This is a genomic window from Pseudomonas sp. NPDC088444 (assembly GCF_044900175.1).
Lineage (GTDB): Bacteria > Pseudomonadota > Gammaproteobacteria > Pseudomonadales > Pseudomonadaceae > Aquipseudomonas.
On record NZ_JBJDNK010000006.1, the window covers coordinates 292476 to 314794 of the forward strand.

Genomic DNA, 22319 nt, shown 5'->3' on the forward strand with positions numbered 1-22319 from the left:
CACCCGCTATGCTGGGGCCGCAACTTCATGGACGCACGCTATGACCCTCACAGAATTGCGCTATATCGTTACCCTCGCTCAAGAGCAGCACTTCGGCCACGCCGCCGAGCGCTGCCATGTCAGCCAGCCGACCCTGTCGGTGGGCGTGAAGAAGCTGGAAGATGAACTCGGTGTGCTGATTTTCGAGCGCAGCAAGAGTGCGGTACGTCTTACGCCGGTTGGCGAGGGCATCGTGGCTCAGGCACAGAAAGTGCTCGAACAAGCTCAAGGCATTCGTGAACTCGCCCAGACCGGCAAGAACCAACTGACGGCTCCACTCAAAGTCGGCGCGATCTACACCGTTGGCCCTTACCTCTTTCCGCACCTGATTCCGCAACTGCATCGGGTCGCCCCGCAAATGCCGTTGTACATCGAAGAAAACTTCACTCACGTATTGCGCGATAAGCTGCGCAATGGCGAGCTTGACGCGATCATTATCGCCCTGCCGTTCAACGAAGCAGACGTACTGACCATGTCGCTGTACGACGAGCCGTTCTACGTGCTGATGCCTTCCGATCATCCATGGACGCAGAAAGAAACCATCGACGCCTCGGCGCTCAATGACAAGAGCCTGCTGCTTCTGGGTGAAGGCCACTGCTTCCGCGATCAGGTGCTGGAAGCCTGTCCGACACTGGTCAAGGGCGGCGACAGCGCCAAGCACACGACGGTCGAATCCAGCTCTCTGGAAACCATTCGCCACATGGTCGCATCGGGTCTTGGGGTTTCGATCCTGCCGATGTCGGCCGTCGACAGCCACCATTACGCTCCCGGCGTGATTGAGGTCCGTCCGCTGTCTGCGCCCGTGCCGTTCCGTACCGTGGCCATCGCATGGCGCGCGAGCTTCCCGCGCCCCAAGGCCATCGAAATCCTCGCCGACTCGATCCGTCTGTGCTCCGTCGCTCGCCCTAAAGCCCAGGCCCAAGCGAGCTAAGTGGCGGTATGACAGAGCTGTCCCACGTCTCGGTCACGGCGCTCAAGGGCGTCGGTGAGGCCATGGCGGAAAAGCTGGCGAAGGTGGGTCTTGAGAACATTCAGGACGTCCTGTTTCACCTGCCCCTGCGTTATCAGGACCGCACCCGCGTCGTGCCCATCGGCGCGCTGCGGCCCGGCCAGGATGCGGTAATTGAAGGCGTGGTCAGCGGCGCCGACGTGGTGATGGGCAAACGTCGCAGTCTCCTGGTGCGCCTCGGTGACGGCACGGGTGTCTTGAGCCTGCGCTTCTACCACTTCAGCAACGCACAGAAAGAGGGCCTTAAACGAGGCACCCACGTGCGTTGCTACGGCGAAGCAAGGCCCGGCGCTTCAGGGCTTGAAATCTATCACCCTGAATATCGCTCGATTACCGGCGAGGAACACGTCGCCGTCGAGCAGACGCTCACGCCGATCTACCCGACAACAGAAGGGCTGACGCAGCAACGGCTGCGCCAGTTGTGCCAACAGAGCCTCGGCATGCTCGGCCCGCGAAGCCTGCCCGACTGGCTGCCTGAAGAACTGGCCCGCGACTACCAGCTCGCGCCACTGGCCGACGCGATTCGCTACCTGCATCACCCACCGGCTAACGCGGACGTCGAAGAACTTGCGCTGGGCCACCACTGGGCTCAACACAGGCTGGCGTTTGAAGAGCTGCTGACCCATCAACTGTCGCAACAGCGCCTGCGGGAGAGTCTGCGCTCCCAGCGCGCGCCTGCACTGCCCATTGCCAAGCGCTTGCCCAAACAGTTCCTGGCCAATCTGGGCTTCCCACCGACCGGCGCGCAGCAACGGGTCGGCAAGGAAATCGCCTACGACCTCAGCCAGCAGGAACCCATGCTGCGGCTGATTCAAGGCGATGTGGGCGCGGGCAAAACGGTGGTCGCCGCCCTTGCTGCATTGCAGGCGCTGGAAGCGGGTTATCAGGTCGCACTGATGGCTCCCACTGAAATTCTGGCTGAGCAGCACTACCTCAATTTCACCCGTTGGCTTGAGCCACTGGGCATCGAGACTGCGTGGCTGGCGGGCAAGCTCAAAGGCAAGGCCCGGGCCGCGTCTCTTGAGCAAATCGCCAATGGAGCGCCGATGGTCGTCGGCACTCACGCGCTGTTTCAGGACGAAGTGCAATTCAAGAACCTCGCCCTGGTGATCATCGATGAACAACATCGCTTTGGCGTTCAGCAGCGCTTGGCCCTGCGCAAAAAGGGTGTGGGCGGCCTGATGTGCCCGCATCAGTTGATCATGACCGCAACGCCAATTCCTCGGACGCTGGCCATGAGCGCTTACGCCGATCTCGACACCTCGATCCTTGACGAATTGCCGCCGGGCCGCACGCCCGTCAACACGGTATTGGTCGCCGACAGCCGCCGCATCGAAGTCGTGGAACGGGTGCGCAATGCCTGCGCAGAAGGCCGTCAGGCGTATTGGGTCTGTACGCTGATCGAAGAATCCGAGGAGCTGACCTGCCAAGCCGCCGAGACGACCTTCGAAGAACTCACCAGTGCGTTGGGCGAACTCAAGGTTGGATTGATCCACGGGCGCATGAAGCCTGCGGAAAAAGCGGCAGTAATGGCCGAATTCAAGCTAGGCAATTTGCAGCTGCTCGTAGCTACTACCGTGATCGAAGTTGGCGTGGACGTTCCCAACGCCAGCCTGATGATCATCGAGAACCCGGAACGGCTCGGTCTGGCACAGCTTCACCAGTTGCGCGGGCGAGTCGGACGCGGCAGCGCAGTCAGTCACTGCGTGCTGCTGTATCACCCGCCGCTGTCGCAGATCGGCAAGCAGCGACTGGGGATCATGCGTGAAACTAACGATGGCTTCGTGATTGCGGAAAAGGATCTGGAGCTTCGCGGGCCGGGTGAAATGCTGGGAACCCGACAAACGGGCTTGCTGCAATTCAAGGTTGCCGATTTGATGCGCGACGCAGACTTGCTGCCCGCCGTCAGGGACGCGGCCCAGGCTTTACTGGAGCGCTGGCCCCAACACGTGAGTCCGCTGCTGGAACGCTGGCTGCGACACGGCCAGCAATACGGCCAAGTGTGAAGTGGTCAGCATTAAGAACGTGTCTCACCTATAGAACAACTAAGCTGGTTATACTTCAGCAATTGTAGGAATCTGGATACAGGCCATGACAGAAGTTGCCCAAATCGACGCAACCCAACACGCCCCGTCTGTCATCCGGCAGCTGCTTGGCAAAGCTTCCATCAGCTACCGCGAAGTCATGGACGACGAAACGCTCCCCACCGCGCAAAAGGTGCAGGCCATTCTAGTCCATGACACCGTGGGCGCGTTGCTGGTCCTGTTTCCACAAAACCAGCTGTTGGATTTGAATCGCATTACCGAATTGACCGGACGCAAGCTGACCGCTGTGTCGCAGGATCACCTCGATCAGATGCTGGGTAAACACAGCCTGCGCGTTCTGCCTGCTTTGCCTGCCCTGACCAGTTCGCCATGCCTCTACGATGAACGCCTGCTGCTGGAGCCGACCGTCCTGATCGACTCGGGTGAGCCTGGCCTGTTGCTGGAAATCAGCAGCGATGACTTCAAGGCCCTGTTGAGCAAAGCCAGCGCTGCCACCTTCGGTGAGCCAGTGACCTCGGTGCAACCGAACCTCACCCGCCCTGACGACGACCGCGACGAAATCACCAAGGCTGTGCAGAACTTCACCGCTCGCCGCATCCAGCAGCGCCTGGAAGCGACCGTGGAGATCCCGCCGCTTGCCGACACCGCGCAAAAAATCATCAAGCTGCGGGTCGACCCGGACGCCACCATCGATGACATTACCGGCGTGGTCGAGACCGATCCGGCGCTGGCCGCCCAAGTGGTGAGCTGGGCCGCATCGCCATATTACGGCTCGGCGGGCAAGATTCGCTCGGTCGAAGACGCTATCGTTCGCGTGCTGGGCTTCGATCTGGTGATCAACCTGGCCCTGGGTCTGGCGCTGGGCAAAACCCTGGCACTGCCGAAAGATCATCCTCAGCACGCCACGCCGTACTGGCAGCAGTCGATCTACACCGCTGCGGTCATCGAGGGCCTGACCCGCGCCATGCCGCGCGCCAAGCGCCCGGAGAGCGGTCTGACGTATCTGGCGGGCCTGTTGCACAACTTTGGCTACCTGTTACTGGCCCACGTGTTTCCGCCGCACTTCTCGCTGATCTGCCGTCAGATCGAGGTCAACCCGCACCTGCATCACAGTTTCGTGGAGCAGCACCTGCTGGGCATCACCCGCGAGCAAATCGGCTCCTGGCTGATGCGCAACTGGGACATGCCTGAAGAGCTGGCCACCGCGCTGCGCTTCCAGCATGACCCGCACTACGCAGGCGAGCACCACGAGTACGCCAACCTGGTGTGTCTGGCGGTACGCCTGCTGCGCAAGGAAGGCATCGGCTCAGGTCCGAAGGAGAGCATCCCGGACGAATTGTTCGAGCGCCTGGACCTGCCGCGTGAAAAAGCCGAAGACGTTGTGCAAAAGGTGCTGGAAGCCGAAGTGCTACTGCGCGAGCTGGCTTCGCAGTTTCACTGACGGCTCCGGATTGAGGCGGTCCCTGTAGGAGATTCTATGTTGGCGGGTCTATCGCATTCGCCAGCAAGCCGGCTCCCACAGAATCCGCGCCGATCATAAATCCATCGTTCGACACGTATCACAGTGGGAGCCGCCTTGGTCGCGAATGCGGCGGGACAGTTCACTCATCCATAACTGACCCACCGCCTTCACCAGCAAGCCGGCTCCTACAGATAAGGCGTAAATCCATCGGCACCTCGGATTACGCTTTCTTCTTGCGCGGCTTCAAATACTTCGTCAGCCCCTGAAACCACATCACCAGTCCCGTATTCCCGGTGACCTGGATGTCTTTGTTTTGAATCCCCTGCATGAACGCCAGTTGCTTGTTCTTCGCCTGCATCGTGTCGAAGCCGTAGGCGGCATCCTTGAACGCGATGGCAAAGGCGGGCGACGCCACAGAGCCTCCCCGGCTACTGACTCGCTGATCACGCACCACAAAATGCCGGGCAACTTTGCCGTCGCTGGTCTGTAGTTGAAAGGTCAGCTCCTTGCCCGCCAGTTGTTGCTGGAACGCGGGATTGTTGCGGCTGGCCCGGGCCATCAAAAGGCCCAGCATCCAGAGAAGAAAACGAAACTTCATGTCCAACGCCTCTACCGATCCGATGCGAATTCCGCATCCAGCGGCAGTGTAGCGAGCCTTGAGGCGAAATGAGCGAGCAGAACTCGCCGGTCGCAAAGTGGCGGGATAGACAATCGCAGCCAATAAAAATGGGCATCCCGGTCTCAGGTATGCCCATTTGCGCGCTGTCCGCCTTCCGCAAGGCGCTCAGCGGTTCGTTACGGATTGACGCTGTCTTTCAGAAACTTGCCTGGCTTGAACGCAACGGTGTTACTAGCCCTGATTTTGACCGGCTCACCGGTTTGTGGGTTTTTGCCGGTGCGTGCGCCGCGATGGCGCTGCAGGAAGGTGCCGAAGCCGACCAGAGTCACGCTGTCCTTTTTGTGCAAGGCACCTGTTATTTCTTCCAGGATGGCATTGAGGACGCGGCTGGCTTGTTCTTTGGTGAGATCTGCTTTTTCAGCGATAGCGGCTGCGAGTTCTGGTTTACGCATATGAAGCCTCTTTTACGGTTTTTGTTTTTATGTCCCGTGCAGCCGAGAAGGACTGCGAGCAGGTGCCGCGACGGCTCTACGTAGCGGCAGACCGGAATGAGGATGGCATGCCGCTGAACCCGGCGCCAGTACGAGAGCGACGTTTGTCCCCTCAAAAACGTGCCTTATCCGACAGAACGACAAGTATTTACGCCAAGAGGGGCGGCAGCACCTTGTTCAGCGCCAGTTTGTCCATCACCGCGGCCCCGGTGAGGGCATAACCCAGCAGGTTGCCGTCGGCATCGTGACACAGGGCCTTGATGTCGGCGCCCTGCCCTTCGATGCTCCAGGCACCCTCCAACCCCTTTGGCACGGGAGAGACCACCAACGGGCAAACCGGGGTTTTCACGGTGACGGGCATCGGGCCGTACTTCACCGCCGTCGGTGTTCCGGCGAGGGTTTGCGCCAATGCGCGAGCGCAACTCATCAGTGGCATGACGTACAACAAATTGAGACCGTCGACCTCGGCGCAATCGCCCAGGGCATAGATATTGGCGTGGGATGTTTTCAAATGGCGATCTACCACCACCCCTCGTCCGGTTTCGAGACCCGCCGCTGCTGCCAGATCCACGCGGGGACGTAGTCCAATCGCCGAGACCACCAGATCGCAGCGCAGCACTTCGCCATCGGACAGGTGCGCTTCAAGGCCGTCCTCAACACGCACCAACCGGGTTAGAACTGGCCCCAAATGGAAACGTGCGCCCAGCCCCTCCAGCCCCACCTGAACGGCTGCCGCAGCGGCAGGATGCAACAGGGTCGGCATGACTTGCTCACAAGGCGCCACAAGATCGACCTCATAGCCACCGAGCATCAGGTCATTGGCAAATTCGCAGCCAATCAGCCCGACGCCGAGGATCAGCACCCGACGCTTGCCCGCCGCCGCAGCACGAAAACGCGCGTAATCCTCCAGATCATTGATCGGAAAGATCGCATCGCCCGCATCACCCTCGACCGGCACACGCACGGTTTCCGCACCCCACGCCAGAATCAGATCGCGATAGGGAACCGCCTCTTCGCCGATCCACAACCGCTTGTGGCCCGGATCAATGCCGCTGACGCGCGTGTGCGTGCGCACTTCGGCCTTGAGCTGATCGGCCATCGCGCCAGGTTCGGCCATGCTCAAGCCATCCGCCTCTTTATTCTTGCCAAAGCCGGTGGAGAGCATGGGCTTGGAGTAGGAACGGCCGTCGTCAGCCGTGATCAGCAATAGCGGCGTTTCGCTGTCGAGCTTGCGAAACTCGCGGGCCAGGTTGTAGCCCGCCAGGCCAGTACCAATGATCACTACAGGCGCGTTCATTCATTCCTCCAAGGTCATTCAAAGACAGAAAATCAGGCGATTTCGATCATCTCGAAATCCATTTTGCCGACGCCACAATCCGGGCAGAGCCAGTCTTCCGGTACGTCCTCCCAGCGGGTGCCCGGAGCGATGCCGTCATCCGGCCAGCCATCGGCTTCGTTGTAAATCAGGCCACAGACAATGCATTGCCACTTTTTCATCGGTCGGTTCTCTCGGTTCTCAGGCTATACGTGCCCAACCACGTGGCTATGACTCCAGGACTGGCGCCGCACACTTTTTCGATCGGGTCTGGGCGTTTTACTGATCGACGCGTGCGGACGCAAGCTTCATTGATGCGGATGATCGGCGCCGGTCGTCGGCCAGAATCCTCAATCATGCTAAGCTCGCCGCCTCGATTGCCGCCAATATTTGCCCACCGTGATCCAGCAAAATCCTGCATGTCCGTCGCCCGAATGGCTGTTGCGCGATCAACTGATCGAATCCCCCAAGCCTGGCGTTCTTGAGTGGCTGTTCCACGAAGACTCCCTCACCCGCCGCCTCACGCGGTTGTCTCACGATGGCTTCAGCGTGAGGCCCCTGTTCGAGGGCTGGCAACGCCTGCGCGCCGATGAATGCGCTGCCTTGCAGTTGCCCGAAGGCAGCGAGGGCTGGGTGCGAGAAGTCTATCTGTTGGGTCATGGCGAAAAGTGGGTGTTCGCGCGCAGTGTCGCCGGGCGCGCCGCACTGGAACAGGACGGCCTGCACATGGATGAGTTGGGCACACGCTCGCTGGGCGAACTGCTGTTCAGTGACCGGGCGTTCGCACGCGGCCCGTTGCAAATCTGCCAATACCCCGCACGCTGGCTGCCCGACGCCGACACCACAGAAGGTTTATGGGGTCGTCGTTCCTGCTTCAGCCGAGGGCCGTTGAGCATTCTGGTGGCCGAAGTGTTTTTGTCGACCGTCTGGCGCGCCATCGATCAGACGTCCGACTCCCACAAGGAGCGCCACTGATGTACCTGTCGCTGCTCAAATCCCTCAATCGCCTGCACCCACGGGCCTGGGACTTCATCCAACTGATGCGCATCGAAAAGCCCATCGGCGTTTACCTGCTGCTGTGGCCGACGCTGTGGGCGCTGTGGATCGCGGGTAAAGGCTCGCCTTCGCTGGGCAATGTGCTGATTTTCGTGATCGGCGTGTTTCTGATGCGCGCGGCGGGTTGTGTGATCAATGACTTCGCTGATCGCAAGGTCGATGGCCACGTCAAACGCACTGAACTGCGCCCGCTGGTCAGCGGAAAGGTCACCTCGAAAGAAGCGCTGATTCTGTTTGCGGTGCTGGTGGGCCTGAGCTTTGCGCTGGTGCTGCTGACCAATGCGACGACCGTCTGGCTGTCGTTCGGCGGTCTGGCGCTGGCGGCAACGTATCCCTTTATGAAGCGTTACACCTATTACCCGCAAGTGGTGCTGGGCGCGGCGTTCTCCTGGGGCATGCCGATGGCGTTCACCGCAGAGACCGGCGATCTGCCTGCCGCAGCCTGGCTGCTGTACATCGCCAACCTGCTCTGGACAGTGGGCTACGACACCTACTACGCCATGACGGATCGCGAAGACGACCTGAAGATCGGCGTGAAATCCACCGCCGTGCTGTTCGGTGATGCCGACCGCGTGATCATCCTCACGCTGCAAGGCCTGGCGCTGTTCTGCCTGATGCTGGCCGGTTCACGCTTTGAGTTGGGGTTGTACTTCTTTCTTGGCTTGGTGGTGGCAGCGGCGTGCTTTGGCTGGGAGTTCTGGTCGACACGTTACAAAGACCCACAAGCCTGCTTCAAGGCGTTTTTGCACAACCATTGGGCGGGGCTGGCGATTTTCGTCGGAATCGTGGTGGATTACGCGCTGCGCTGACCCGAACGGGCCAGCTCAGCGCGCTACGTCGGGTCAGGGCTTGGCGACGTGCCAGACATCGCCCTTGCCGTCGCCGATCTTGTCGCCAGCGGCCTTGTCGTTTTTGAAGGTGTAGAGCGGCTTGCCTTTATAAACCCACTGCGAAGCGCCGTCGTCGCGCTTGATGATGGTCCAGTCGCCCTCGGCCTTGTCAGTCGCGTCGGCCACCAGCGGCGGCCAGTTGGTTGCGCATTGGTCGTTGCACACCGACTTCCCGGCGGAGGTGTCCTTGTCGAAGGTGTAGAGGGTCATGCCTTTCTTGTCGACGAGCACGCCATCCTTCGTTTCTGCCTGATGATGCGCGAACGCCATACCGGATGAAGCCAGCGCGGCAGCGGTCAAGAGTCCCAGGACAGCATTAGAAATTTTAGCCATAGATACATCCTCTTTTTATTAGTCGTTGTTTGGACAAACGTTGTAGGACAGGACCGATAGTCTAGCTCTAGCCCGGACATCGCGCCTCGTTCCCGCTAACCTGTCACACGACTGCAATAATTCCGTTATCTAATGCGCCCCAAGACAGTTAAATGACATGAGGTTCGAGGCATGGTTGGCAGGAGCATTCTGATCGTCGACGACGAAGCGCCGATTCGCGAGATGATCGCCGTCGCACTGGAAATGGCCGGCTATGACTGCATGGAGGCAGAGAATTCTCAGCAAGCCCACGCCGTGATCGTTGACCGCAAACCCGATTTGATCCTGCTCGACTGGATGCTGCCCGGCACGTCCGGCATCGAGCTGGCGCGCCGCCTGAAGCGCGATGAGTTGACCGGTGACATCCCGATCATCATGCTCACGGCCAAAGGCGAAGAGGACAACAAGATTCAGGGTCTGGAAGTCGGCGCCGACGACTACATCACCAAACCGTTTTCCCCTCGCGAACTGGTTGCACGCCTCAAGGCCGTGCTGCGTCGCGCAGGCCCCAACGACGGCGAGTCGCCAATCGAAGTGGGCGGCCTGTTGCTCGACCCGATCAGCCACCGCGTGACCATCGACGGCAAACCTGCCGAGATGGGTCCGACCGAATACCGCCTGTTGCAGTTCTTCATGACACACCAGGAACGCGCCTACACCCGTGGCCAGTTGCTGGATCAGGTCTGGGGCGGCAACGTGTACGTTGAAGAACGCACCGTCGACGTGCACATTCGTCGTCTGCGCAAAGCCCTCGGCGATGCTTACGAAAATCTGGTACAAACCGTCCGCGGCACTGGCTACCGTTTCTCCACCAAAAGCTGAGAACGCTTTTGGAGAAGGTCAGCATTACGCTGTAAGACAAGGACGCGTTAATTGAATCACAACTGGCATGGCACCCTGATCCGCCACTTGCTGCTTTTGGTCACAGCCTCGCTGCTGGCCGGGCTGGTCAGCGGGCATTACGGTTGGTGCCTGGCGATCGGTCTGGGCGTTTATCTGGCCTGGACCCTCAAACAACTGCTGCGCCTGCACGACTGGCTGCGCAACCACAAACCCGATGAGCCGCCGCCAGACGGCTACGGTCTGTGGGGCGACGTCTTCGACAGCATCTACCATCTGCAACGCCGCGATCAGCGCGTGCGCGGACGTCTTCAAGCGGTCATCGACCGGGTTCAGGAATCCACCGCCGCGCTGAAAGACGCCGTCATCATGCTCGACAGCGAGGGCAACCTGGAATGGTGGAACCGTGCCGCCGAAACCCTGCTGGGCCTGAAAACCCCACAGGACAGCGGCCAGCCGGTGACCAACCTGGTGCGGCATCCGCGCTTCAAAGAGTATTTCGAGCAAGGCAACTACGCCGAGCCGCTGGAAATCCCCTCGCCCGCCAATGACCGCATGCGCATTCAGATGCTGATCACGCGCTACGGCAATAACGAGCACTTGATGTTGGTGCGCGATGTGACGCGGCTTCACCAGCTCGAACAAATGCGCAAAGACTTCGTGGCCAACGTGTCCCACGAACTGCGCACACCGTTGACGGTGATTTGTGGCTATCTCGAAACGCTGCTCGATAACGTCGAAGAGGTGAACCCGCGCTGGGTCAGGGCGCTGCAACAGATGCAGCAACAGGGCGGGCGCATGCAGACGTTGCTCAGCGATCTGTTATTGCTGGCCAAGCTCGAAGCCACGGATTATCCGTCGGACAACCAGCCGGTCGCCGTGAAGCCGCTGTTGCAGAGCATCACCAACGATGCTCAGGCGCTGTCCGGCAGCAAGAATCAGCAGATCTCGCTGGAGATCGAGGACGAGGTCAGCCTCAAGGGCAGCGAAGCGGAATTGCGCAGCGCGTTTTCCAACCTGATCTTCAATGCCGTGAAATACACGCCTGCCGAGGGCAAGATCCGCATCCGCTGGTGGGCAGACGGACGCGGCGCTCACCTGAGCGTGCAGGATTCGGGCATCGGCATCGACAGCAAGCACATCCCCCGACTGACCGAGCGCTTCTACCGCGTCGACTCCAGCCGCGCGTCCAACACCGGCGGCACGGGGCTGGGTCTGGCGATCGTCAAACACGTGCTGTTGCGTCACCGTGGCGTGCTGGAAATCAACAGCGTACTGGGGAAAGGCAGTGTGTTTATCTGCAACTTCGCCCCACTACAGATGACCAAACCCTAGTAATGGCGGCAGATAGCCGCTAAATTGCGCTGCTTAGGCCCTCCATTTGTGAGGGCTTATTTCATCTCTTTTTTCAAAACGGAACCTGCAAAACTCCATCATGGACCCTTCCCCTGGTATTAGCCTGGCTTCAATTTTCGCCGACTTCGGCATGATTCTCTTTGCAATGATTCTGGTCCTGCTCAACGGCTTTTTCGTTGCGGCAGAGTTCGCCATGGTCAAACTGCGCTCCACTCGCGTGGAGGCCATCGCCGAGCAAAACGGCTGGCGAGGCCGTATTCTGCGCACGGTACACAGCCAACTCGACGCCTATCTATCGGCCTGTCAGTTGGGTATCACCCTCGCCTCACTGGGCCTGGGCTGGGTCGGCGAGCCTGCCTTCGCGCATCTGCTGGCACCGTTGCTGGAAACCGTGGGCGTCAGCTCGCCTGAAGTAGTCAAGGGCGTGTCGTTCTTCACCGCGTTCTTTGTCATCTCTTACCTGCACATCGTGGTCGGCGAACTGGCGCCCAAATCCTGGGCCATTCGCAAACCAGAGCTGCTGTCGCTGTGGACAGCGGTCCCGCTGTACCTGTTTTACTGGATCATGTACCCGGCGATTTACCTGCTCAACGCCAGCGCCAACGGCATTCTGCGCATTGCGGGCCAAGGCGAGCCGGGGCCGCACCATGAGCACCACTACAGCCGCGAAGAGCTCAAGCTTATTCTGCACTCCAGTCGTGGTCAGGACCCGAGCGATCAGGGCATGCGCGTGCTGGCATCGGCCGTGGAAATGGGCGAGCTGGAAGTGGTGGACTGGGCCAACTCCCGCGAAGACATGGTGATTCTCTACGCCGACGCGCCGCTCAAAGAGATTCTGGCGATGTTCCGCCGCCACAAATTCAGCCGCTATCCGGTGTACGACTCGGAGCGCGAGGAATTCGTCGGCCTGCTGCACATCAAGGATCTGCTGCTTGAATTGGCAGCGCTGGATCACATTCCCGAGTCGTTCAACCTGTCCGAACTGACCCGTCCGCTGGAGCGCGTCTCTAAACACATGCCGCTGTCGCGCCTATTGGAGCAGTTCCGTCAGGGCGGCGCGCATTTCGCGCTGGTTGAGGAAGCGGATGGCAAAGTGATCGGCTACTTGACCATGGAAGACGTGCTGGAAGTGCTGGTCGGCGACATTCAGGACGAACACCGCAAGGCCGAGCGCGGCATCCTCGCCTATCAGCCGGGCAAGCTGCTGGTGCGGGGCGATACGCCGCTGTTCAAGGTCGAGCGCCTGTTGGGGATCGATCTGGACCACGTCGAAGCCGAAACGCTGGCCGGCCTGATCTACGACAGCCTCAAGCGCGTGCCCGAGGAAGAGGAAGTGATGGAAGTCGAGGGTCTGCGGATCATCATCAAAAAGATGAAAGGCCCGAAAATCGTGCTGGCAAAGGTGTTGAAGCTGGATTGATGCATCAGGTGCTGCGCGATCTGTGGGAGCCGCCCGCACCAAGCCGGCTCCCACAAATTTGATGAAACATGGTTCCGCGATTCAGTTCCCACCAATCGCAAAATTCGGCAGGCTCTGCACCGGCTGGGCGAATTCGTATGGAATCGACTCCAGCGCCAGCCCCACGTTGCGCTGCACCACGAAGTGCAGGTGGGGACCTGTGCTGTTGCCGGTGTTCCCGGAACGCCCCAGCGGTGTGCCGACGACGACACGATCACCTTCCTTGACGACCACCGATCCTTGTTTCAGGTGCAGATAAACGCCCATCGTGCCGTCATCGTGCAGAATCCTCACGAAGTTGCCCGAAGGATTGGCACCTCGCCCTGACTGATTGTTTTCCGTCTTGATCACCGTCCCGCTGCGGGCCGCGATAATGGGCGTGCCTTCCGGCATGGCAATGTCGATGGCGTAGCGGCTCTTCGCGCCCACGTGGCTGTAGGCGCCGTTGGGGCCTTGGCTGATGCGAAACGGCCCACCAATCCATGGCAACGGGTACCGATACCCCAAGCTGTTGCTGGCGATACCTCGCGTCGGATCCCCCATCATCGAACGCAGACTGGGCTTGTAGGCCATCGCCTTGCTCGGGATTTGCGGGCTGAGGGCGATCAGGCGTTCATTGCTGCGGGCCGGAATCGTGCGACGGATGACTTGATCGGCAACGCCAACGACGTTCTTCACGCCTGACAGCTTCAGCTCGACCTCCACCGGCGCGTAGAGGTCATTGCGCACATAAAGGCTGTCTGTGCCCTTGGCCTTCTTGACACTCAGGCGCACCTGGCTGTCGATGCGCTCGACCATGCGCTCTCGAAGTTTCATCACCTGCGCGCCGGGGACGGGCTGGTCGGTAAACGAAACCACTCCGTTGGCGTCGGTAAAACGGTAGATGGTGACGGCTGCGGCCGATTGCGCAGCCAGGACCAATACACACACCACCAGCAAGCGCTCTAACATCTGGATAGGCCTGGCGTTGGGAAACAATGGAAGCCAGCCTAACAGCGATGTCGATAGAACGGGACTTATCCGTATCAATCGGTAATAGACGAAGCGTCAAGGAAATCGCGTCAGGGTCGGGCGCGAGGGGTTGTGCAAATTCTATGCAAAGGCTGTGGGAGATTCGGTGTTGTCTGGCTGGCCACATTTGCCACCCGGTTGGCTCCCACAGAATCGGCACCGATCATGAGTCCATGTCTCGACGCGCATTATTGTGGGATCCGGCTTGCTGGCGAATGCGATATATCAATCAACTCTTCTGGTGACTGACACTCCGCTTTCGCCAGCAAGTCGGCTCCCACAGGAAGGCGCAAGCCGATTAAGTGAGGCAACTACGCACCAGGAATGAAATGCTTCTGCGCCGTGCCACGAGCAATCAGCCGCGACAGGTAGTCGAGCTTCTGGGTGTCCTGGTCAACAAAGCGGAAGGTCAGTTGCAGCCAGTCGCTGTCCGGCTTTTGCTCGAACGCGGCAATGGCGTGCAGGTAGCCGTTCAGACGCGCGACTTCAGCGTTCTCGCCCTGTTCCAGATCGAGCACTGCGCCGTCCAGAATCTGCGGCAGGACCTCGCTACGACGCACGATGAGGGACGCTTCCTTGAGCGTAAGCGCCTTGATCACGCATTGCTGGGTGCCGCTGGAGAGACGCAACTGGCCCTGACCACGTCCGGCAGGTGCAGCAGCAGGCGCCGCCGGAGCGGCCTGAGGCTTGATCAGCGGCTGAGCGGGAGCGGTCGGTGTGGCGGAGACGACTTCCGGACGATTGCCGGTCAACGCGCCGAGCGAGTCGTTGGCGAACGCCGCGTTGGGCCGTGGCGCGTTGCTCATCAGCGCGTCCAGCTTGCCCACCTTGTGCAGGGCTTTTTTGACCTTGGTCAGCAGTTGCTCGTTGGTGAACGGCTTGCCGATGAAATCGGAAACACCGGCCTGAATCGCTTGAATGACGTTCTCTTTGTCGCCACGGCTGGTCACCATGATGAACGGCATGGTTTTCAGGCTTTCCTGTTGGCGGCACCAGGTCAGCAACTCAAGACCGGACATTTCAGGCATTTCCCAATCGCAGAGCACCAGGTCGTAGGCTTCTTTGGTCAGCAGGACCTGCGCCTTGCGGCCGTTGACGGCATCTTCCAGGGTGATGCCGGGAAAGGCATTTCGCAGCCCTTTCTTCACCAGATCGCGGATGAACGGCGCATCATCCACCACCAATACACTGACTTTACTCATCGACGCTCCTGATGGCGTGTTCACCGCAAATGGCGAGCATATCGCTGGCTGGTGGCCAACTGCCAAATTGTTTGACGACACCGGGACATTTTATTCGCGGGTGACAGAAAAATAGGGGCCTGAAGACGGCGGGCAGCCAAAAAAAAGCCTGGCATTCGCCAGGCATTTTTTCTCAGGCAATCTTACTTATCGTCAGGCGAGTCCGGAACATTAGGCATTTCGGCGGACAGACCTTTGACTTCTTCCTGCATGCGCTTGAGACCCAGGTGACGCACGTCAGTGCCGCGTACCAGATAGATCACCAGCTCGGAAATGTTGCGCGCATGGTCGCCGATACGCTCCAGCGAACGCAACGCCCAGATCACGTTGAGTACGCGGGAGATCGAGCGTGGGTCTTCCATCATGTAAGTGACCAGCTCACGCAGCGCGGTCTTGTACTCGCGGTCGATGTGTTTGTCGTATTGAGCGACGGACAGGGCCAGGTCGGCGTCGAAACGGGCGAACGAGTCCAGTGCGTCACGCACCATCTTGCTGACTTGATCGCTGATATGGCGCACTTCCACGTAGCCACGCGGCGATTCGCCTTCTTCGCACAACTGAATGGCGCGGCGAGCGATCTTGGTGGACTCGTCACCAATACGTTCCAGGTCGATTACCGACTTGGAAATGCTGATGATCAGACGCAGGTCCGACGCCGCTGGCTGACGACGGGCCAGAATGCGCAGGCATTCTTCGTCGATGTTGCGTTCCATCTGGTTGATGCGATCGTCCACTTCACGAACGCGCTGAGCCAGACCCGAGTCCGCTTCGATCAGCGCCGTCACAGCGTCGTTTACTTGCTTCTCGACCAGACCACCCATTTCCAGCAGGTGGCTGCGAACATCTTCCAGTTCAGCGTTGAACTGCTGGGAGATGTGATGTGTATGGCTGTCTTTGATCATGCTGAGTGTCCGTCCGATTGATTGCGCGGTGGTTCAAGGCTGACGAAACACGTGCTAGCCGTAACGACCGGTTATGTAGTCTTCAGTCTGTTTTTTGGTCGGATTGGTGAACAACGTATCGGTGTCCCCAAACTCGACCACCTTGCCCATGTGCATGAAAGCGGTGTAATCCGATACACGCGCCGCCTGCTGCATGTTGTGGGTAACGATCACAATGGTGTATTTGGATTTCAGTTCGTAGATCAGCTCTTCGACTTTTAACGTCGAAATCGGGTCAAGCGCCGAGCACGGCTCATCCAGCAGCAGTACTTCGGGTTCGACAGCGATAGTGCGGGCGATCACCAGGCGTTGCTGCTGACCACCGGAAAGCCCGAGGGCCGACTCGTGCAGGCGGTCCTTGACCTCATCCCACAGTGCCGCGCCTCGTAATGCCCACTCGACGGCCTCGTCGAGCGGACGCTTTTTGTTGATGCCCTGAATCCGCAGGCCATAGACCACGTTTTCGTACACCGTCTTGGGAAACGGGTTCGGCTTCTGGAACACCATACCCACGCGACGGCGCAACTCAGCGACGTCCTCGCCCTTGGTATTGATGTCTCGGCCATAAAGGCGGATTTCGCCCTGCACGCGGCATCCGTCCACCAGGTCGTTCATGCGGTTGAAGGTGCGCAGCAAGGTCGACTTGCCGCAGCCCGAAGGCCCAATGAACGACGTCACGCGCTGGCGAGGGATGTTCATCTGAATATCGAACAGCGCCTGTTTGTCGCCGTAGAACAGGTTCAGGCCCGGCACTTCCAGCGCGACGTCCTCGCCGGCCAAGTCCAGCCCCTGACGCTTGCGCCCCAAAGCTGACATGTTCACACCACGCGTTTGTGGATCTTTCTGCATCTCTCTCTCACTTCATTTTTAGCTGCGAGCTTTAGCTGCAAGCTATAAGTGGGGCAAATCGGCGCGGCATCCAGCTTGCCGCCTGAAGCTCGAAACGTGTCGCTGCCTCTAGCCGTCTAGGGCGCGGTATTTTTCGCGCAGCCGGTTACGAATCGTCACCGCCGACAGGTTCAGCAAAGCAATCACCAGCACCAATAACAGCGCCGTGGCGTACACCAGTGGCCGAGCGGCTTCGACGTTGGGACTCTGGAAGCCCACGTCATAGATATGAAAACCCAAGTGCATGATCTTCTGATCGAGGTGCAAATACGGGTAGTTGCCGTCCACTGGCAGCGATGGCGCGAGCTTGACCACGCCCACCAGCATCAGCGGCGCCACTTCACCGGCAGCACGGGCAACAGCCAGAATCAAGCCGGTCATCATGGCGGGGCTGGCCATTGGCAATACGATCTTCCACAGCGTCTCGGCCTTGGTCGCGCCAAGCGCCAGCGAGCCTTCGCGCAAGGTCAGCGGTATGCGCGCCAGACCCTCTTCAGTGGCCACGATCACCACCGGGACCGCCAGGAGCGCCAGGGTCAACGAGGCCCACAGCAAGCCCGGCGTACCAAAGGTCGGCGCAGGCAATGCTTCGGGGAAGAACAGGCGGTCAAGCGATCCACCCAGCACATAAACGAAAAAGCCCAGACCGAACACGCCGTAGACGATGGCCGGAACGCCTGCGAGGTTGTTCACGGCGATGCGGATCAGTCGAGTCATCGGCCCCTGCCGGGCGTACTCACGCAAATAGACCGCCGCCAGCACCCCGAATGGCGTCACGATCACGGCCATGATCAGGGTCATCATCACGGTGCCGAAAATCGCCGGGAAGATGCCGCCTTCCGTGTTGGCCTCGCGAGGGTCGTCGCTGAGGAACTCCCACAGCTTCTTGAAGTAGAAGCCCAGCTTCGACGTCACGCTCATGACGTTTGGCTGGTAAGCGTGAACGATCTTGCTCAGGCTGATCTCGACTTCCTTGCCGTTGGCGTCACGGGCCGTCAGGCTGTCGCGGTCGAACTCGGCATGCAGTGCAACCAGACGGGATTCGATGTCTTTGTAACGCGCATCGTATTCGGCACGCTCAGCCGCCATGTCGGCCTGCGCCTGGGCGTCGAGCTGACCATTGAGTTCCAGTTTGCGCGCCTGCAACCGCAGGCGTTCGATTCCGTGGTTGATCGTGCCGATATCGCCCTTTTGAAGCCCATTGAGTTCATCGGAGATTTTCTGCGCGCGCTGAATGCGTGCCTGCAATTGCGGCCAGGCCGCTTCCCCCTCTGCCACCACCTGGCCGTTCTCTTTGACGTTGACCAGATAGCCATAGAAATTGCCCCACTCACGCCGCTCAAGGGTCATGAGTTCATCGGGCCTGCTTTGCTCCTTCAGCCATTCGCCCACGACCCAACTGAAATCACTGGGGTTGAGGTCACGATTGCCGACTTTGAACAGGTCGCGGGTCATGAATTCCGGGCCTTCGTCGGGCACGGGCAGTCCAGCACTTTTCAAGCGTGCGCGAGGCACTTGCTCGGATTGCACCAACTCGCCCACCAGCACTTGCGGCGCCTGCCCCGGCACCGCGTACTGGGCGCAAACCACGTCAGCCGGCCAGAAATGCCCCAGACCACGTACCGCGATCACTGCCAGCAACCCGATGGTCATGATGACGGCGATGGACACCGCACTCGCGCTGATCCACACGCCGGGGGCGCCGCTTTTGACCCAGTTTTTCAGGGAGGCTTTTTTCATCTGTTTCTACCTGCCCTAGAGAGACGAATACTGCTTGCGCAGGCGCTGACGAATCAGCTCCGCCAAGGTGTTCATGACAAAGGTGAACATCAGCAGCACCAGCGCCGCGAGGAACAACACCCGGTAGTGGCTGCCACCGACTTCCGACTCCGGCATCTCGACGGCAACGTTGGCCGCCAGGGTGCGCATGCCTTCGAACAGGTTCATGTCCATGATCGGCGTGTTGCCCGTGGCCATGAGCACGATCATGGTCTCGCCGACGGCGCGACCCATGCCGATCATCAGCGCCGAGAAAATGCCGGGGCTGGCGGTCAGGATCACCACACGTATCAAGGTTTGCCATGGCGTCGCACCCAGCGCCAACGAGCCATGGGTCAAACTGCGCGGCACACTGAACACGGCGTCTTCGGCTATCGAGTAGATATTGGGGATGACGGCAAAGCCCATCGCCAGACCGACCACCAATGCGTTGCGCTGGTCATAGGTGATCTTCAGGTCATTCGTGATCCAAGAGCGCATATCGCCGCCGAAGAACCAGTTCTCCATGTGCGAACTCATGCCCAGCGAGAACCAGCCCACCAACAGAATGACCGGTATCAGAATCGCACTTTCCCAACCGTCCGGCACACGCAGGCGAATCGAATCAGGCAGACGGGTCCATAGAAAGCCGACCAGCAAAATTCCGATGGGAAGGAGGATCAACAGGCTGAAAATCCCCGGCAAATGCCCCTCGATGTAGGGCGCCAGAAACAGCCCGGCGAAGAAACCCAGGATGACCGTCGGCAGCGCCTCCATCAACTCGATCACCGGCTTGACCTTGCGGCGCATACCCGGTGCCATGAAGTACGCGGTGTAAATCGCTGCCGCCACGGCCAGTGGCGCGGCCAGCAACATCGCATACAGCGCTGCCTTCAGCGTGCCGTACGTCAGCGGAGCCAGGCTGAGCTTGGGTTCGAAGTCGCTGTTGGAAGCGGTGGACTGCCAGATGTACTTGGGCTCATCGTAGTTTTCGTACCAGACCTTGTCCCACAACGCGCTCCAGGAGACTTCCGGATGCGGGTTTTTCAGCGTCAGTGGCAGCAGCTTGCCGTTGTCTTCAACAAGAACGCGGTCCGCACGCGGAGACAGCCCCATGATGGCCGGACCACTGGCGACCGGTTCAACCAACAGCGTGCGATGGGCCGTGCTGTGGAACACGCCGAGCTTGCCGGAGGTGTCCATCGCGATGAAGCCTTTGCGGCGCTGTTCGGCAACGATCTGAGCAATCGGCGCGCCGCCCATTTTGAAGTCGCGGATGTGCTGCAAACGCATTTCGCCGTCGACGTCACGGGCCATGAACCACTGGGCGATGTTGCCTCTGGAACTGCCGATCATCAACGAAATGCCACCCACCAATTGCGCACTGGCGGTGGTCTCGGCGTTGGCGTCTTCGAGCAGCTTGTAGCGCCCGTTGAGCGTACGGTCCTGAAGGCTGAACACGTCGGCCTGAGCGCGACCATTGATCACGTACAGCCATTGCTGGCGGGGGTCGACGTAGATCGCTTTGACCATCGCCGACAACTGCGGCAGGTCGATCCGGCTTTCTGTACTGGTCGTCTCGCCCGTCATCTGGTTTTCAGCCTGCGTCAGCGACAGGACGTGCAGTTGCGAGCCGGTGGCGCCCGCGAGAATCAGCGTGGTGTCATTCGCATTGAGACTGACATGCTCCAGCGCACGGCCTTCCTCATCGAGGACGCGCGGGGTCTCGCCATAGGGGTAAGTGATGGCCGGCGTAATGGTTTTCTTGTTCTCGGGATAGCTGATCGGGTACGCATGCTTGAAGACCAGCACCTGCCCGTTGGACAGACCGACCGCCACCAGAGGCTTGCCCGGCTGATCCTGCGCCACAGACGTGACGTGCGCGCCCGCAGGAATCGGCAGGGTCACACGGGACAGCTCACTGCCATCCCTGGTGTTGAAAAACAGCGCCTCCCCTTTGTCGGAGACGCGCATGCTCACCAGATTCTGCTCTTCGATGACCAGCAACAGAGGCTTCCCGGCGTCCTGTTCCCAAGCCGGAGTTTGTGCGGTGTGAGCCGTGAGCTTCGCGCCCTGAAACAGGGGCAGCACGACGTAGGCCAGATAGAAGAAGATGAGCGTGATTGCAGCAAGAACAGCGAGGCCACCCACTAACACGTACCAGCGCGTCAGACGGTCCTTGAGCGCACGAATACGACGCTTGTATTGCATCTCCGGCGTATTGAAATCAATGCGTTCGGGAGGGGACTTTTCGGTCATCGATGAATTGGCCAAATCATTCATGCGCACACCCTAGCGGCTATGTATGACAGATACATGACAGCATGGTGACGCAAAAAAGCCCGTCGCCTCGCAACCGTGGCAACGGACTGTTCATTGTTTTCGCAAGCCTCGTTCCATAAGGCCCTGTCTTCCAGCAGCGGGACGAACCTGTCACCCCGCATCAGGGTTATCTGGCGGTGCATGCCACCGCCGCGTTCTTATAGCCCCAGATCAGCCAATGCCTTGCTGACGACCTTGGCTGGTAGAGGAATGTACCCGTCTTTCATGACAACTTCCTGACCTTGTTTGGACAAGACCAGTTTGACGAACTCGGCTTCCAGCGGATTGAGCGGCTTGTTCGGCGCCTTGTTGACATAAACATAGAGGAAACGCGCCAGTGGATAGGTCCCATTGAGCGCATTGGTCTCGTTGTCCTCGATGAACGCATCCCCTTCTTTCTTCGCCAACGGCACCGTACGCACGCTGGACGTTTTATAACCAATGCCCGAGTAGCCGATGCCGTTTAACGAACTGCTGATCGAGCTGACGACCGATGCAGAACCTGGCTGCTCGTTGACGTTGGGTTTGAAATCGCCCTTACACAGCGAGGCTTCCTTGAAGTAGCCATAAGTGCCCGACACCGAATTGCGCCCGAACAACTGGATCGACTTGCCTGCCAGGTCTCCCGTTACGCCTACATCACCCCAGGTTTTCGCGTCTGCCTTGGCGCCACACAAACGAGTGGCCGAGAAGATCGCATCCACTTGCTGCAACGTCAGGCCCTTGATCGGGTTGTCCTTATGCACGAACACCGCCAGCGCATCCACTGCTACCGGGATCGCCGTCGGCTTGTAGCCGTATTTCTGCTCGAACGCCGACACCTCGCCATCCTTCATCTTGCGACTCATCGGCCCGAGTGTCGCGGTGCCTTCCGTCAACGCAGGCGGCGCGGTCGACGAACCGGCCGCCTGAATCTGGATGTTCACCGTAGGGTATTCACGCTTGTAGGCCTCGGCCCACATCGTCATCAGATTGGCCAGCGTGTCAGAACCGACACTGGACAGGTTGCCTGAAACGCCGGATGTCTTTGCATAGGGCTTGATCGCAGGATCCACAGCGGCCACGGCATGAACGGTTGTAATACCGGCTGCAATGAAACTGAGTGCAGTCATCAAACGCTTGAAGGTCATGCCTGGCTCCTGGCGAGGTCTGAAGGTTGGCCGGGGGTCAATGATGGCCTTGTGACTACTCTATGACCGAGATAT

General features: G+C 59.7%; 20 protein-coding genes. 8 read left to right on the forward strand and 12 right to left on the reverse strand.

What is annotated here, in order from left to right:
- The first annotated feature begins 40 nt into the window (after positions 1 to 40).
- The 3 genes from ACI2KB_RS14345 (at position 41) to ACI2KB_RS14355 (ending at position 4534) form a co-directional block, all read left to right on the forward strand.
- A complete protein-coding gene (locus ACI2KB_RS14345; RefSeq protein ID WP_404635516.1) occupies positions 41 to 970 on the forward strand; it encodes a hydrogen peroxide-inducible genes activator in 930 nt (309 codons plus the stop codon).
- 8 nt (positions 971 to 978) lie between these two features.
- Positions 979 to 3054 carry an ATP-dependent DNA helicase RecG gene (recG, locus tag ACI2KB_RS14350; RefSeq protein WP_404635518.1) on the forward strand — a complete coding sequence of 692 codons (2076 nt, stop codon included), beginning with the start codon at positions 979 to 981 and terminating at the stop codon, positions 3052 to 3054.
- Between the two features lie 85 nt (positions 3055 to 3139).
- Positions 3140 to 4534, forward strand: coding sequence for an HDOD domain-containing protein (locus ACI2KB_RS14355; RefSeq protein WP_404635520.1), 1395 nt, complete (start codon positions 3140 to 3142; stop codon positions 4532 to 4534).
- Between the two features lie 241 nt (positions 4535 to 4775).
- On the opposite strand, the gene ACI2KB_RS14360 is transcribed toward ACI2KB_RS14355, so the two are convergent.
- From ACI2KB_RS14360 to ACI2KB_RS14375, 4 genes are all read right to left on the reverse strand, one after another.
- A complete protein-coding gene (locus ACI2KB_RS14360) occupies positions 4776 to 5153 on the reverse strand; it encodes an SCP2 sterol-binding domain-containing protein (RefSeq protein ID WP_404635712.1) in 378 nt (125 codons plus the stop codon).
- 197 nt (positions 5154 to 5350) lie between these two features.
- Positions 5351 to 5626 carry an HU family DNA-binding protein gene (locus tag ACI2KB_RS14365; protein WP_404635522.1) on the reverse strand — a complete coding sequence of 92 codons (276 nt, stop codon included), beginning with the start codon at positions 5624 to 5626 and terminating at the stop codon, positions 5351 to 5353.
- Between the two features lie 187 nt (positions 5627 to 5813).
- Positions 5814 to 6962, reverse strand: a complete 1149-nt coding sequence (locus tag ACI2KB_RS14370; protein ID WP_404635524.1) for an NAD(P)/FAD-dependent oxidoreductase — start codon at positions 6960 to 6962, stop codon at positions 5814 to 5816.
- Between the two features lie 32 nt (positions 6963 to 6994).
- Positions 6995 to 7162, reverse strand: coding sequence for a rubredoxin (locus ACI2KB_RS14375; protein WP_108236219.1), 168 nt, complete (start codon positions 7160 to 7162; stop codon positions 6995 to 6997).
- A 217-nt stretch (positions 7163 to 7379) separates the two neighbouring features.
- Between ACI2KB_RS14375 and ACI2KB_RS14380 the strand changes: the two genes are divergently transcribed.
- Entirely contained in the window at positions 7380 to 7955 is a 576-nt protein-coding gene (locus tag ACI2KB_RS14380) for a chorismate--pyruvate lyase family protein (protein WP_404635526.1), read from the forward strand.
- Positions 7955 to 8845: a 4-hydroxybenzoate octaprenyltransferase gene (ubiA, locus tag ACI2KB_RS14385; protein WP_404635528.1), complete on the forward strand. Its 891-nt coding sequence runs from the start codon at positions 7955 to 7957 to the stop codon at positions 8843 to 8845. The genes ACI2KB_RS14380 and ubiA overlap by 1 nt, the downstream gene beginning before the upstream one ends.
- A 33-nt stretch (positions 8846 to 8878) precedes the next feature.
- On the opposite strand, the gene ACI2KB_RS14390 is transcribed toward ubiA, so the two are convergent.
- Positions 8879 to 9259, reverse strand: a complete 381-nt coding sequence (locus ACI2KB_RS14390) for a hypothetical protein (RefSeq protein WP_404635530.1) — start codon at positions 9257 to 9259, stop codon at positions 8879 to 8881.
- A 171-nt stretch (positions 9260 to 9430) separates the two neighbouring features.
- Here ACI2KB_RS14390 and phoB point away from each other — a divergent pair, with 171 nt between their 5' ends.
- From phoB to ACI2KB_RS14405, 3 genes are all read left to right on the forward strand, one after another.
- The gene (gene phoB, locus ACI2KB_RS14395) at positions 9431 to 10120 is read left to right on the forward strand and encodes a phosphate regulon transcriptional regulator PhoB (RefSeq protein WP_062379821.1); all 690 of its coding nucleotides are present in this window, start codon (positions 9431 to 9433) and stop codon (positions 10118 to 10120) included.
- Between the two features lie 51 nt (positions 10121 to 10171).
- The gene (phoR, locus tag ACI2KB_RS14400; protein ID WP_404635532.1) at positions 10172 to 11473 is read left to right on the forward strand and encodes a phosphate regulon sensor histidine kinase PhoR; all 1302 of its coding nucleotides are present in this window, start codon (positions 10172 to 10174) and stop codon (positions 11471 to 11473) included.
- Positions 11474 to 11573: 100 nt separating this feature from the next.
- Positions 11574 to 12914, forward strand: coding sequence for a hemolysin family protein (locus ACI2KB_RS14405; protein ID WP_404635534.1), 1341 nt, complete (start codon positions 11574 to 11576; stop codon positions 12912 to 12914).
- An 81-nt stretch (positions 12915 to 12995) separates the two neighbouring features.
- Here ACI2KB_RS14405 and ACI2KB_RS14410 read toward each other — a convergent pair whose 3' ends face one another.
- From ACI2KB_RS14410 to ACI2KB_RS14440, 7 genes are all read right to left on the reverse strand, one after another.
- Positions 12996 to 13904, reverse strand: coding sequence for a peptidoglycan DD-metalloendopeptidase family protein (locus ACI2KB_RS14410; RefSeq protein WP_404635536.1), 909 nt, complete (start codon positions 13902 to 13904; stop codon positions 12996 to 12998).
- Positions 13905 to 14275: 371 nt separating this feature from the next.
- Positions 14276 to 15166: a response regulator gene (locus tag ACI2KB_RS14415; protein WP_404635538.1), complete on the reverse strand. Its 891-nt coding sequence runs from the start codon at positions 15164 to 15166 to the stop codon at positions 14276 to 14278.
- Positions 15167 to 15348: 182 nt separating this feature from the next.
- The gene (gene phoU / locus ACI2KB_RS14420) at positions 15349 to 16107 is read right to left on the reverse strand and encodes a phosphate signaling complex protein PhoU (protein ID WP_404635540.1); all 759 of its coding nucleotides are present in this window, start codon (positions 16105 to 16107) and stop codon (positions 15349 to 15351) included.
- A 54-nt stretch (positions 16108 to 16161) separates the two neighbouring features.
- On the reverse strand, positions 16162 to 16995 hold the full coding sequence (gene pstB / locus ACI2KB_RS14425) for a phosphate ABC transporter ATP-binding protein PstB (RefSeq protein ID WP_404635542.1): 834 nt from the start codon (positions 16993 to 16995) through the stop codon (positions 16162 to 16164).
- Between the two features lie 108 nt (positions 16996 to 17103).
- Positions 17104 to 18774, reverse strand: a complete 1671-nt coding sequence (gene pstA / locus ACI2KB_RS14430; protein WP_404635544.1) for a phosphate ABC transporter permease PstA — start codon at positions 18772 to 18774, stop codon at positions 17104 to 17106.
- Positions 18775 to 18789: 15 nt separating this feature from the next.
- The gene (locus ACI2KB_RS14435; RefSeq protein ID WP_404635546.1) at positions 18790 to 21075 is read right to left on the reverse strand and encodes an ABC transporter permease subunit; all 2286 of its coding nucleotides are present in this window, start codon (positions 21073 to 21075) and stop codon (positions 18790 to 18792) included.
- Positions 21076 to 21272: 197 nt separating this feature from the next.
- Positions 21273 to 22244: a phosphate ABC transporter substrate-binding protein PstS family protein gene (locus tag ACI2KB_RS14440; RefSeq protein ID WP_404635548.1), complete on the reverse strand. Its 972-nt coding sequence runs from the start codon at positions 22242 to 22244 to the stop codon at positions 21273 to 21275.
- Positions 22245 to 22319: the final 75 nt, after the last annotated feature.